This is a genomic window from Rhizobium mongolense USDA 1844, from assembly GCF_000419765.1.
GTDB lineage: Bacteria > Pseudomonadota > Alphaproteobacteria > Rhizobiales > Rhizobiaceae > Rhizobium > Rhizobium mongolense.
In genome coordinates, this window is the sequence record NZ_ATTQ01000011.1 from 246007 (window position 1) to 258067 (window position 12061).

At 59.3% G+C, this 12061-nt stretch carries 12 protein-coding genes; 7 read left to right on the forward strand and 5 right to left on the reverse strand.

Going from position 1 to position 12061, the window contains the following annotated elements; genetic code table 11:
* Positions 1 to 2: 2 nt before the first annotated feature.
* On the reverse strand, positions 3 to 953 hold the full coding sequence (locus A3C3_RS0122355) for a LysR family transcriptional regulator (RefSeq protein ID WP_022716817.1): 951 nt from the start codon (positions 951 to 953) through the stop codon (positions 3 to 5).
* A gap of 185 nt (positions 954 to 1138) precedes the next feature.
* On the opposite strand from A3C3_RS0122355, the gene A3C3_RS0122360 reads away from it, so the two are divergent.
* From A3C3_RS0122360 to A3C3_RS0122385, 6 genes are all read left to right on the forward strand, one after another.
* A complete protein-coding gene (locus tag A3C3_RS0122360) occupies positions 1139 to 2155 on the forward strand; it encodes an ABC transporter substrate-binding protein (RefSeq protein ID WP_022716818.1) in 1017 nt (338 codons plus the stop codon).
* A 73-nt stretch (positions 2156 to 2228) separates the two neighbouring features.
* Positions 2229 to 3056, forward strand: coding sequence for an ABC transporter ATP-binding protein (locus A3C3_RS0122365; protein WP_028739897.1), 828 nt, complete (start codon positions 2229 to 2231; stop codon positions 3054 to 3056).
* A 2-nt stretch (positions 3057 to 3058) separates the two neighbouring features.
* Positions 3059 to 3898 carry an ABC transporter permease gene (locus tag A3C3_RS0122370; protein ID WP_022716820.1) on the forward strand — a complete coding sequence of 280 codons (840 nt, stop codon included), beginning with the start codon at positions 3059 to 3061 and terminating at the stop codon, positions 3896 to 3898.
* Positions 3898 to 5211: a cytosine deaminase gene (locus A3C3_RS0122375; RefSeq protein WP_022716821.1), complete on the forward strand. Its 1314-nt coding sequence runs from the start codon at positions 3898 to 3900 to the stop codon at positions 5209 to 5211. Before A3C3_RS0122370 ends, A3C3_RS0122375 begins: the two co-directional genes overlap by 1 nt.
* Position 5212: 1 nt before the next feature.
* A complete protein-coding gene (locus tag A3C3_RS0122380; protein WP_022716822.1) occupies positions 5213 to 6622 on the forward strand; it encodes an FAD-binding oxidoreductase in 1410 nt (469 codons plus the stop codon).
* Positions 6619 to 7200: an NAD(P)H-dependent oxidoreductase gene (locus A3C3_RS0122385; protein ID WP_022716823.1), complete on the forward strand. Its 582-nt coding sequence runs from the start codon at positions 6619 to 6621 to the stop codon at positions 7198 to 7200. The genes A3C3_RS0122380 and A3C3_RS0122385 overlap by 4 nt, the downstream gene beginning before the upstream one ends.
* On the opposite strand, the gene A3C3_RS0122390 is transcribed toward A3C3_RS0122385, so the two are convergent.
* Positions 7197 to 7586: a RidA family protein gene (locus A3C3_RS0122390; RefSeq protein ID WP_022716824.1), complete on the reverse strand. Its 390-nt coding sequence runs from the start codon at positions 7584 to 7586 to the stop codon at positions 7197 to 7199. The genes A3C3_RS0122385 and A3C3_RS0122390 overlap by 4 nt on opposite strands.
* Positions 7587 to 8040: 454 nt before the next feature.
* Between A3C3_RS0122390 and A3C3_RS0122400 the strand changes: the two genes are divergently transcribed.
* A complete protein-coding gene (locus A3C3_RS0122400; protein WP_022716826.1) occupies positions 8041 to 9909 on the forward strand; it encodes a TPR end-of-group domain-containing protein in 1869 nt (622 codons plus the stop codon).
* Between the two features lie 867 nt (positions 9910 to 10776).
* Here A3C3_RS0122400 and A3C3_RS45420 read toward each other — a convergent pair.
* The 3 genes from A3C3_RS45420 to A3C3_RS0122420 all read right to left on the reverse strand — a co-directional run.
* Positions 10777 to 10947 (reverse strand): hypothetical protein, encoded by a 171-nt coding sequence (locus A3C3_RS45420; protein WP_022716827.1) that lies wholly within the window; start codon positions 10945 to 10947, stop codon positions 10777 to 10779.
* Between the two features lie 199 nt (positions 10948 to 11146).
* Positions 11147 to 11353, reverse strand: coding sequence for a KTSC domain-containing protein (locus A3C3_RS0122415; RefSeq protein WP_022716828.1), 207 nt, complete (start codon positions 11351 to 11353; stop codon positions 11147 to 11149).
* A 294-nt stretch (positions 11354 to 11647) separates the two neighbouring features.
* Positions 11648 to 12061 (reverse strand): hypothetical protein (locus tag A3C3_RS0122420; RefSeq protein ID WP_022716829.1); only part of this gene is annotated, 414 nt, incomplete at its 5' end.

The window sequence follows — 12061 nt, forward strand, 5'->3', positions numbered from 1 at the left end:
GGTCAACTGGCAGCCGGCTTGTCGGGCGCGATGTGCCCCTTGACCTGAAGTTCCTGCACAAGGCCGGCAAGCTCTGCCAGCAGGTATTCCACGAACAGGCTCGTTGCAGCGTCCAGCGGCGCACGCACACGGGCAAACAACTTCATCGGCTGCTGGCGCGCATGCGGCTCGGCGACCGGACGGAAAACCAGTTCCCCCTTTCGGCACTCGGTGATCACGTCGAGCGGATTGAGCATCGATAACCCTGCCCCGCATTTCACCAGCTTCTTCAGCATCTCCGAAGCATTGGTCTCGAGCACCGGCTCGACATGAACATCGAGCCGCGCAAGTGCAAGATTGATCACTTCGCGCAGGCTGGTGCCCTGTTGGGCTAGCACCAGTCGCTCCTGCACCACGTCCGTCAGGTTGATCGGACCGGGACCGATAAGCCGATGGCCAGGTGGCAGGACAACGCCGATCGGGATATCGAAAGTTCCGAGAGTGCGTATTCCAGGTGTCGCCGGAATATTGAAGCCGAGGCCGATATCCACCTCACCTGACAGCACGGGATTGACCGTCATCGTGCCGGCATCGTTCCTGATCTGGAAGAAAACACGCGGATGTTCCAACTGAAAGCGGCTGATGATTTCCGCCAGCGGCCCGGCGGCAAGTCCGACCGTCGTTACCAGACGCACCTTGCCCGCCTGCTGCATCCTGAGACTGCGGATGCGGCCCTCCAAACGATCGTAATTCTTTAGAACCTCGCGAATGTGTTCTATGCACAGTTCGCCGGCCGCAGTCAGCCTGAGGCCGCGCGGCAGGCGCTCGAAGAGCGGAGCGCCCATTTCCGCTTCCAGGGCCAGGATCTGCCGGTTGATGGCAGAGGAAGCGACGTTCAAGCGTGCCGCTGCCTTGCGGATAGAGCCCGACCGCGCAATTTCGTTGATGTAGAGAAGCTTCCTGGAATGCAGCATCGCGCGCCCTCGGTGCATCAAATTTAAGCACGCAGCCCAAATTAGGAACGCGCACCGTTTGAGATGCCAAAAAGGCATCGTTGCGCACGAATTTTGATGCTTTTCAAAGAGCAACGCAATCGCTCAAATAAAGAAAATGGGGTGCCGGTAAGGGCAATCCCTGGCACGATAGGGGAACGCCGAACATGTCCAATGCACTGAAAAATATTGCACTCGCCGCATTCCTTGGTCTCGGGGGCGCAATCGCCACGGCCGTGCCGGGCCACGCGCTCGACAAGGTAAGCTATGGCACCAACTGGCTGGCGCAGGCCGAGCATGGTGGCTTCTATCAGGCTGTCGCCGACGGCACCTACGAGAAGTATGGTCTCGACGTCAGCATCGTTCAGGGCGGCCCGAATGCAGCAAACAGCGCGCTGCTGATATCCGGCAAGATCGACTTCTACATGGGCGGTTCACAGGGCGAAATCACCGCCGTCGAGCAAGGCATTCCTCTGGTGGATGTCGCAGCCATATTCCAGAAAGACCCGCAGGTGCTGATTGCGCATCCTAATGCCGGCATCGAGACCTTCGAGGATCTGAGCAAGCTGAAGACGCTCTTCCTCGGCAAGGACGGTTACCTGACCTACTTCGAGTGGATGAAATCCAATTACAAAGGCTTCAAGGACGAACAGTACAAACCCTATAACTTCAATCCTGGACCGTTCATCGCCGACAAGGCGTCTGCCCAGCAAGGTTACCTGACGTCCGAACCCTACGAAATCCAGAAACAGACGGGCTGGGAGCCGAAGGTGTTCCTGCTCGCCGACAACGGCTATACCCCATACTCCACGATGATCACAACGACCCAGATGATGATCGACACGAAGCCGGACGTCGTCCAGCGCTTCGTCGATGCCTCGATCGAAGGCTGGTACAATTACCTCTACAGTGACAACAGCAAGGCGAATGAGCTGATCAAGAAGGACAATCCGGAAATGACGGATGGTCAGATCGCCTATTCCATTGCCAAGATGAAGGAATTCGGCATCGTTGAATCCGGCGACGCCATGGACAAGGGCATCGGCTGCATCACCGACGCGCACTACAAGAAGTTCTTCGACGAAATGGTGGCGATCAAGATCTTCAAGGCAGACACGGACTATGCCAAGGCCTTTACGACCAAGTTCGTCTGCAAGGGCACCGGCATGTCGCTGAAAAAGTAAGCCACTGGACTGTGTGAAGAGCTTGCCGCGCCCCAGCGTCAAGCTGCATCCTCTTCAAACAAAGAGACCCGCAATGCCCCTAGCCGAAGTCCAGACGGCGCCGCTGACTGAAAAACGCAAACGGCCGCTGGTCGCCATGCAATCCGTTTCGAAGGTTTTCTCCAGCGGAACGGTCGCGCTTTCTGGCATGTCGTTCACGGTCGAGACTGGCGAGTTCATCAGCCTGCTCGGCCCGTCGGGTTGCGGCAAGTCGACTGCGCTTCGCATCATCGCCGGCCTTGGTGATATCACGTCCGGCAGCATCGACTGGCCAAGTTCGCGCATCAACGCAAAGGGACTTCCTGAAGGCGATATCGGTTTCGTCTTCCAGGAGCCGACGCTGATGCCGTGGAAGAATGTCTTCGGCAATGTCCATCTGCCACTAAAGCTGCGCGGCGTTTCAAAGGCCGCGGCACGCGATCAGATCATGAGCGCGCTTGCGACCGTCGGCTTGCAGGATTTCGCCGGCGCCTATCCGCGCGAGCTCTCCGGCGGCATGAAGATGCGCGTCTCGATCGCCCGTGCGCTCGTAACCAAGCCGAAACTTCTTTTGATGGACGAGCCCTTCGCGGCACTCGACGAAATCGCCCGTCAGAAGCTGAACGACGATGTACTGCGGCTCTGGAAGGAGACGGGCATCACCGTGATCTTCGTCACCCACTCCGTCTTCGAATCCGCCTATCTGTCTAGCCGCATCGTTGTCATGAAGGCGCGCCCCGGCCGGGTTCATGCAGATCTTTCGCTTATGACGAGCCGCGAGCGCGACGCGCACTATCGCACCTCGGAAGAATACCGGCGCGCCTGCGAAACGGTCTCCCATTCGCTGATCGGGGCAATCAACGCTGCAAAGGAAGATCGTTGAAGATGGACACAGCCGACGCCTTCGCGCCGTCGATCCCCAATCGGCCCAACCCCAAGCGGCGTGATCTGGCGCTTCGCATTTCCGTGCCCTTCGCCGTCATAGCCGTTGTTGTCTTGATTTGGGGGCTCTATGTTAAGCTCTCCGGTGTTCCGCCCTATATCCTGCCCGGACCGATCGCCGTGGCCAATGCCTTTGCCACGGATTGGGGCACGCTCGCCCCCGCCCTTTGGGTCACAACCAAGATCACCTTCATGTCGCTGATGCTGGCACTGGTCGGCGGCGTTGGATTTGCGATTTTCCTCGTTCAATCCCGGTGGATCGAGATCGCCTTCTACCCGCTTGCAGTGATCCTGCAGGTAACACCGATTGTGGCTATATCGCCTCTCATCCTCATTTATGCACCATCGACGCAGGTGGCGCTCCTCATCTGCGCTTTCCTCGTCGCCTTCTTTCCGATCCTTTCCAACATGGTCCAGGGCCTGAAAAGCGTCGATCACAATCTGATCAATCTCTTCGAGCTTTACGGTGCCACGCGGTGGCAGACGCTGCTCTATCTCAAGCTGCCTGCAGCCCAGCCCTATTTCATGACAGGGCTCAGGATCGGTGGCGGGCTTGCGCTGATTGCCGCTGTTGTGGCGGAATTCGCTGCCGGCTCAGCCGGCGCCGGTTCCGGCCTCGCCTTTCGCCTGCTCGAGGCCCAGTATCGGCTGAACATACCCCGACTCTTCGCGGCGCTGCTGATGCTGTCGCTGCTCGGCGTCGCAATCTTTGCCGTCACGTCCTTCATCTCCTGGCTCAGCCTGCATCGCTGGCATGAAAGCAGCCTGAAACGGGAAAACTAATGACCTATTCCTTCATCTCACCTCCCAATGCCGGCCGTTTCGTGCTGAGCAATGCAACGCTTCCGGCGGCAGCTGTCAGCGGCTACGCGGCACCGGCCGAAGAGGGTCTCGTCAGGGCTGATATCGTCGTCGCAGACGGTCTGGTTTCCGCCGTTCTGCCGCCAGGCGAAGCACCCGCGGACTATGCAAGGTCTGATCTTAAGGGCGGCATGGCCTGGCCATGCTTCGTGGACGTTCATACGCATCTCGACAAGGGACATATCTGGTCCCGCAACGCCAACCTCGACGGCACCTTCATGGGAGCGTTGGAGGCGGTGCGCGTCGATCGGGAGGCGCATTGGTCCGCCACAGACGTCAGAATGCGAATGGAATTCTCGCTACGCTCCGCCTACGCCCACGGCACCAGCCTCATCCGCACGCATCTCGATTCTATCGCTCCGCAGCACAGGATTTCCTTCGATGTCTTCGACGACGTGCGGGATGCCTGGAAGGATAGGATTGCGCTGCAAGCTGTCGCGCTCTTTCCCATGGAACTCATGACAGATGCGGCCTATTTCGCCGATCTCGTGACGGTCGTTCGCAATCACGGCGGCCTGCTCGGCGGGGTCACGAAGATGGGACCAGACCTCGTCTGGCAGTTGGATACGCTTTTTCGTGCGGCCGCAGACAGTGGGCTCGACGTCGACCTGCATGTAGACGAGACGGACGATCCGGGCGCTGAAACGCTAAACGCAATCGCCGACTCAGTGATCCGCAACGGCTTTCAGGGCAAGGTCACGGCAGGTCACTGCTGCTCGCTCGCCCGACAGGACGACGATCTTGCTCAGCGAACTGTCGAATTGGTCGCCAGGGCCGGCCTGTCGATCATCTCGCTTCCGATGTGCAACATGTACCTCCAGGACCGGCATCCGGACCGCACGCCACGATGGCGTGGGGTGACGCTCTTCAAGGAGCTTGCCAAAGCCGGAGTGAAGACCGCCGTCGCGTCCGACAATACCCGCGACCCGTTCTATGCCTATGGCGATCTTGATCCGGTCGAGGTTTTCCGCGAGGCGGTACGCATCCTGCATCTCGATCATCCTCTGGATACGGCGGCTCGCATCATCACCACGTCGCCAGCGTCGATCGTCGGCCGCCCGGATATCGGCCGGATCGCCCCCGGGAGCTCGGCCGACCTCGTCCTCTTCAGCGCCCGGCGCTGGAGCGAATTTCTCTCCCGTCCGCAGTCTGACCGCGTCGTGCTTCGGCGCGGCAAGGTGATCGACCGCAGCCTGCCGGATTACCGTGAACTCGATAGTGTCGTTGGAGCCTGACATGCCGGATTACGAGAAGATCAAAAAGGAACTTTCAGGCATAGCTATCGAGGACAATCCAGCGCTCGTGCGTCAAAAGAGCCGCGATTTCTATTGGTACTCGCCGATCCTGAAGGCCCAGCTCGACAACGTGACCGCTGATCTCGTCGTTACGCCGAAAAACGAATCCGAGGTAATCCAGGCGCTGAAGGTCGCCTTCGCACACGGCGTGCCCGTGACGCCGCGCGGCGCCGGCACCGGCAATTACGGCCAGGCCATGCCGCTTTCCGGCGGCATCGTGCTCAATCTTGCGGCCATGGACAAGATCAAGGAAATCCATCCTGGGCGCGTCATCTGCGAGCCGGGCATCGTCATGGCGCAACTGGACAAGCAGACGAAGGCCCATTCCGGCCAGGAACTGCGCTTCCACCCGTCGACGGCCCAGACCGCAACGATCGGTGGCTTCATTGCTGGCGGCTCCGGCGGCGTCGGCTCGATCACCTGGGGTGGACTGCGCGACCTCGGCAATATCCTGCGGCTGCGCGTCGTTACCATGGAAGCAGAACCGCGGGTGCTCGACCTGACGGGCTGGGACCTGCAGAAGGTGAGCCACGCCTACGGCACGAACGGCATCATCACCGAGATCGAAATGCCGCTCGCGCCGGCCTACGATTGGGTGGACGTGCTGGTCGGCTATGACGATTTCATGACGGCCGTCCGCTTCTCCGATAAGCTGGCGCGGTGCAACGGCGTCCTCGTCAAGGAAATCGCGCCGATTGCCGCCCCGATCCCGCATGACTATTTCAGCCGCCACAGGCCCTACATCCGCAAGGATCAATCAGTCGTCGTCTTGATGATTGCCCCGCATTCCATGGATGCGTTTCTTGCCTTTGCGGCATCGCAGAACGGCGAGATCATTTTCCGTTCCGACAAGGTGGAGAGCATGCGGGGTATTCCGCATGCCTACGAGCTTGCCTGGAACCACACGACGCTCCGTGCGCTGAAGATCGATCCGACATTCACCTATCTTCAGGTCCAGTATCCGGGACCGGACCATGTCGAGAAGGTTCAGAAGATGGTCGAAATCTTCGGCGATGAAGTGCCTGGGCATCTCGAATTCATCAGGTTCGACGGCCAGATCCAGTGCTCCGGCCTGCCGCTGGTGCGCTACACGACGGAAGAGCGGCTCGAGGAAATCATCCAGATCCATCAGGAGCATGGCTGCCCGATCTTCAATCCGCACCGCTATACGCTGGAAGAGGGCGGCATGAAGCGGACCGACAAGATTCAGCTTGCTTTCAAGCATGAAACGGACCCTAAGGGCTTGCTCAATCCAGGCAAGATGATTGCCTGGGATAACCCGAATTTCGACTTCTCGGCAGGCAAGAACTATCTGTTCCCGGGCCTTGCCAGCATCATGGAGCCCTCATGAGGGTTCTCGTCCTTCATTCCCATCCGGTGGAAGCAAGCTACGGTGCAGCCCTTTACCGACAGACGCTCGAAAGTCTCGCCACGGCCGGACACACGGTCGATGGCTGCGATCTTTATGCGGAAAGCTTCGACCCGGTGCTCTCCCGTGGCGATCGCCTCGTCTATCACGAATATCCGGAGAATATCGCGCTGGTGAAACCCTATGTCGATCGCCTCAAGCAGGCGGAAGGGCTCGTCATCGTCACACCCGTGTGGAATTTCGGTTTCCCGGCGATCCTCAAAGGATATTTCGACCGGGTCTGGCTGCCGGGTGTGTCTTTCGAGCTGGTTGACGGACAGGTGCAATCGCGGCTCCGGCACATCCAAAAACTAGCAGCCGTCCTGACTTACGGCGCCACGCCATTTCGCGCCTTCGTCGCCGGCAATCCGCCGAAGAAGATCGTCAAGCGGGTGCTGCGCGCCCAGATAAGCCCGCTGAGGCCGGTCACTTTCCTCGCCCACTACGACATGAACAACTGCACGGCGGAAACGCGCGCTGCATTCCTTGGTAAGGTGAAGACGGCAATGGAGCGATTCTAGAAAACCTTAGCAGCCGTCACTTCGACCTCGACCAGAAATTCCGGCCGGGTGAAGCCACTGACGATGATCAGCGTCGACGTGGGCTTCAGGTCCGCGGTAAAGCGGTCGCGCACGGCCATATAGGCCGGAAAATCCTCGCGCCGCGTCAGGAAGCCCGAAATGCGGATGACATCAGCAAAGCTCATATCCGCCTCTTCGAGTATAGCCCTGATCGCCTCGAAGCACAGCTCGGTCTGCGCCGTCACCTCCCCGGGCACCGTGTCGTCGAGGCCTATCCCGAGTTGACCGGATGTCACCAGCAACGAAGCTCCGGGCGGCACCAGCAGGCCGTGATTATAGTTGCCGAAGGGACGGCGAACCGACGGCGGATTGAAAACCTTCGTCATGGAAGAGCCTCGTTGGAACCCTATCCGTTATAGCGAAAACCGTCGTGCTTCCAAGACCGCGTTCTCATCTTCCGGAGGAAACCCTAAAGCCACCGTCCAGATCACGTAAAGGACATCCAGTTGGACCTCAACAGACTGGATTGGTTTACTCGGCAACCGAAAACCGGCCGCAGTCATCTCGATTGCCGTCTTTTTTCCTTAGCCCGTGAGACAGATCTCGACGCGCTGCAGTTTCAACTCTTCGGAAGAACAAGGCTCTCTTAAGACCGCGTAAAAATTATGGAACTTGACCCGCACCCTCTTCAATATCGGCGGTCGGGAACGGCCCGAAAGCGCAAGTTCGACGGTCTTGGCGGCAGCAAAAAGAGACATTCATCAACCGCTGGAGTATGATCGGATCGGCCTGGAATTATGGCACCCCGAGCGTGGCAGTACACGGAGACGAGATGGTCACATGGACGATCCGACGGTGCACAGACGTTTGACGGCAATCCTCGCCGCAGACGTTGTAACTTATAGCCGACTCATGGGCCGGGACGAGGAAGGCACTCACGCGGCGTGGAAATCGCATCGCAAGGAACTGATCGACGCCAAGATCGCCGAATGTGAGGGTCGCATCGTGAAGCTCACTGGCGACGGATTTCTGGCGGAATTTCCGAGCGTCGTGAATGCGGTCACCTGCGCGGCCACAGTCCAGCGGGGCATGCTAGAGCGTAACGCGGGTGTGCCGCGGCGCAGCCGAATAGAGCTGCGCATGGGCATCAACCTTGGGGACGTGATCGTTGAGGGCGACGACATCTTCGGGGACGGCGTCAACGTGGCGGTGAGGCTTGAAAGCATAGCGACGCCGGGCGGAATCGCGGTCTCTGCAGCCGTCCGAGATAATGTCGGCAACCGGCTCGATCTTCGGTTCGAGGACATGGGCGAGCAGACGCTCAAGAATATCGACAGGCCCGTGCGCGCTTATGGCATCTCCCTGGACTTTCCTCCGGCTCCGAGCGGCTCGGATGCAAGCCAAGAAGAGCCTTGGGAGATCGAAAAGCCGTCCATCGCGGTGCTGCCATTCAACAACATCAGCGGCGACTCCGAGCAAGAATATTTTAGTGATGGGATCACCGAGGACATAATTACCGACCTGTCGAAAATCTCCGGTCTGTTCGTCGTCGCGCGCAATACGGTGTATACCTACAAGGGCAAGCCGGCGACGGTACAGCAGGTGAGCCAGGACCTCAGGGTGAACTATATTCTGGAAGGAAGCGTCCGCAAGGCCGGCTCGCGTGTGCGCGTCACCGCGCAGCTCGTCGAGGGCAAGGGCGGAGGTCATCTCTGGGCCGATCGCTACGACCGTGATCTCACCGACATCTTCGCCCTTCAAGACGAAATCACCCATACCATCGTGGACCACTTGAAGGTCAAGCTGTTGCCCGAGGAGAAGAAAGTCATCGGTCAGGCCCCGACCGGGAGCTTCGAGGCTTATGCGTATTACCTTAGAGGACGGCATTTCCTGCACTGGCACTCCAAATCTCATTACGTCCTGGCGAAGCGCATGTTCGCCATGGCCGTCGAACTCGACCCACGCTATGCCCGAGCCTACGCCGGAATTGCGGACTGCGATTCCTTTCTCTTCCTTCACTATAACGCTGATGTCTCAATCGACGGCATTCTGGCGGCCAGCGCCAAGGCGCTGGATCTTGAGAGCGGTCTCGCAGAAGCGCATGCTTCACTCGGCCTCGCTCTTTCGCTTCGCGAGCGACATCCGGAAGCGATGGCAGAGTTCGATCAGGCAATTGCCCTCGATCCCAATCTGTTTGAAGCCTATTACTTCTATGCCCGCGCCTGCTTCACCCAGGGCAAACTGGACGAAGCGGCCAGGCTTTTCCAGCGCGCCGCAGAGATCAAGCCTGACGATTACCAGGCCTTGCTTGTGCTCATTAACGTTCTCCGATCGCTCGGGCGCGAGCAGGAAATGAAGATAGCGGCGCGTGAAGGTGTTGCGCGCGCCGAGCGTGAGCTCGTTTTGCGTCCGGAAAACGCGAGAGCCGCCTACCTGGGGGCTTTGGGTCTCGCGGCCCTTGGTGAGCTTGATCGTGCTAAGGAATGGGCAGGGCGCGCTTTGACCATCGATCCCGACGACCGCCTGGCGAAATACAACGTGGCTTGCTTTTACTCGCTCGAGGGTGAACATGAACGAGCGATCGGCCTGCTAGTGGAACTTCTCCCGCGCGCCACCCACGAAACAAAAAGGTGGGTGAAATACGACTCGGATCTCGACCCGATCCGTCGTCATCCGCACTTCCTGAAAGTGCTTGAACTCCTCGACTAAGAGACACTGATCTGGAAACAGATTTCAGGTTGCCTCATCCGTCGCCCGCCAGTCATCGCCTCGATGCCGTCTCGGAGAGGGCGGCAAATGGTGTCAGAATGACGTTTCGGCGCGACGACGGCCTGTGCCAGCCAATTTCAAGGGATGCGTCCCCCACTGCACGGCGATACGAGCCTGGTCATGCGCGCGCCCGGTGAGAGCATCGTCAGCCTGTCTCCCATGAACGACGGCTTCCGGCCGCCGGCAGGCAAGAGAGGCGGAACAGCCTTCAATTTCCGGTTCGGAAGCCGCTACTTCGGCGACAGCAAGAGGTGCCTCGTCCCTGCCTCGGCATTCTTTGAGCTATGGGCACGAAATATCGTAAGGCCAAGCATCGGTTCACCTGCGCACCGTTTATGGCTATCGGCAGCCTTTGGTGGGAGGGCGAAAGAAATCACCCCGCGTCGAAGCAGGACTTCTGCGGCCGCTTCCGAAGGCAGCCTCCAAGAGCCCAGTTCTCAATTTTTGTTGTCCGGTCTTCGGACGGAACCCTTTGTTGACTGTCGCCAAGTAGCGTAAAATCGACATCTCGGCCAACGAGGATGGTCAATGAGGGGGCGATTTTCCAGAGAATCCAAAGCTTGCTGCGTTGCGGCAGCAATCTCGTTTTGGTCTTATGCTCCAGTTTCAGCAGACTGCCGATCAGCCCTCGACACCCCAGAGTGGCCAAGGATCGCCAGGTCAATTGCTGCCTTGCAGCTGTGCGAACAGATCCCCGTCGGTCCAAATCAAACCGCCCGGTTTCAGGTGGAGTCTGTCGATTTCTGCTCCGTTTCGAGCAGTGTCTCCTCAGTCACAGCAAGGGCATTGCTGACGTGCGAGGCTGATTCAGAGGCGCTTTTTCAGACGCCGCCACTCGACAGTCAGGTTGTGGCAAGGATTACGCTTGATACTGTTGAATGCCGGATAAAAGATACGAACCTTGAAATCAGCGGCGAAATTGGCGCGCTCTTGTCCGGCCTGACAGAAACCCAACAGATCGCCCGCGATTGGGCCCAATCGCAGCTCTCACTCCTATGCGCCATGTACCGATGAGGGTATGTCCACTGCCAGTCCGAATCCGGCGTTAGGGTTTTTGGAAGTTCCAGATAGGACAAGAACGCTCGCTCGGCAGTGGTTCGGGACAACCGTCCACCATATACGGCGTACCGTCCCTGGCTCGGACCCTTCTCGCCACACCCACCAGAGGGCCAACACGTCACTCCCCCTTGGAAACTCGATATGTGAAACGATTCCTGATATGGGCGTTGAAGAACCTTCCCTTCGAGAAGGCCCGCCGAAACGCCGCATATGTGTCGGGAGGAACATCCTCGTAGTCGTAGCGGTTCTCGCTGGTGACCAGCCAGACCGAGAGTGTGCGGGTCGCCGCATCATAATTGGTGTCGCGGATCAAATGCGAAGGCATTGCCCACTCCGTCCCTCAGCCACCATCTCGCTCAATCGCTTGCTGACGCAAGTTGCTCCTCCAGGCTGCCCGCCATAGGGTCGCAGGAGTCCGCTTCGGACCGGGCAGATCGAATCTCGTGCCCCAGGGCTCGGGGCAACGACCGGACGGTTATGACAAGGCTCGATGTGGGGCCAAGGCGCGATCGCCAGTCGTCTGGTCGCCGCTTCCCGAAAAAAGTGTCCAGCCTAACTCAAGTCGCGCGACATCATAGGCAGACCCAAAGAGATTCGTGCTCTCAATCCCGCGCTTTCCTTAGAGTGCGTTACGGCGGTAGCGGTTCCGTTCCTGTTCGATCTGCTCGGGGCTATAGGGATCGAGACTGTCGTCGAACCGTGTCCAGCCCTCCTCCATATAGGCACGGCGGCGTTCGGTCGGATCCACCCAGTTGGAGCGCTGGAGGATGGCTTCGGCTTCAGCGACCCGACCCTCTTCCACCCTTGCAGTCACGAGCGTCCCGCCCCGACGCACGCCCTCCGCATAGAGGTGAGCATCCTCTTCCGAGACTCCCGAACTGGTGAGCGCTCCAATCAGGCCGCCTGTAACTCCGCCAGCAACTGCGCCAGCNGCGGCGCCAGCCGCGGTCGCGGCGAGCCAACCGGCTGCGACGACAGGCCCGACGCCTGGAATGGCCAAAAGGCCCAGCCCGGCAAGTAGTCCCCCGGCGCC

Bases quoted from the DNA above. Each gene is read 5' to 3' on its own strand.
- A3C3_RS0122385 (WP_022716823.1), top strand. From the start codon at position 6,619: ATGAGGGTTCTCGTCCTTCATTCCCATCCGGTGGAAGCAAGCTACGGT.
- A3C3_RS0122375 (WP_022716821.1), top strand. From the start codon at position 3,898: ATGACCTATTCCTTCATCTCACCTCCCAATGCCGGCCGTTTCGTGCTG.
- A3C3_RS0122365 (WP_028739897.1), top strand. From the start codon at position 2,229: ATGCCCCTAGCCGAAGTCCAGACGGCGCCGCTGACTGAAAAACGCAAA.
- A3C3_RS0122380 (WP_022716822.1), top strand. From the start codon at position 5,213: ATGCCGGATTACGAGAAGATCAAAAAGGAACTTTCAGGCATAGCTATC.
- A3C3_RS0122360 (WP_022716818.1), top strand. From the start codon at position 1,139: ATGTCCAATGCACTGAAAAATATTGCACTCGCCGCATTCCTTGGTCTC.
- A3C3_RS0122415 (WP_022716828.1), bottom strand. From the start codon at position 11,353: ATGCCTTCGCATTTGATCCGCGACACCAATTATGATGCGGCGACCCGC.
- A3C3_RS0122370 (WP_022716820.1), top strand. From the start codon at position 3,059: ATGGACACAGCCGACGCCTTCGCGCCGTCGATCCCCAATCGGCCCAAC.
- A3C3_RS0122355 (WP_022716817.1), bottom strand. From the start codon at position 953: ATGCTGCATTCCAGGAAGCTTCTCTACATCAACGAAATTGCGCGGTCG.
- A3C3_RS0122400 (WP_022716826.1), top strand. From the start codon at position 8,041: ATGGACGATCCGACGGTGCACAGACGTTTGACGGCAATCCTCGCCGCA.
- A3C3_RS0122390 (WP_022716824.1), bottom strand. From the start codon at position 7,586: ATGACGAAGGTTTTCAATCCGCCGTCGGTTCGCCGTCCCTTCGGCAAC.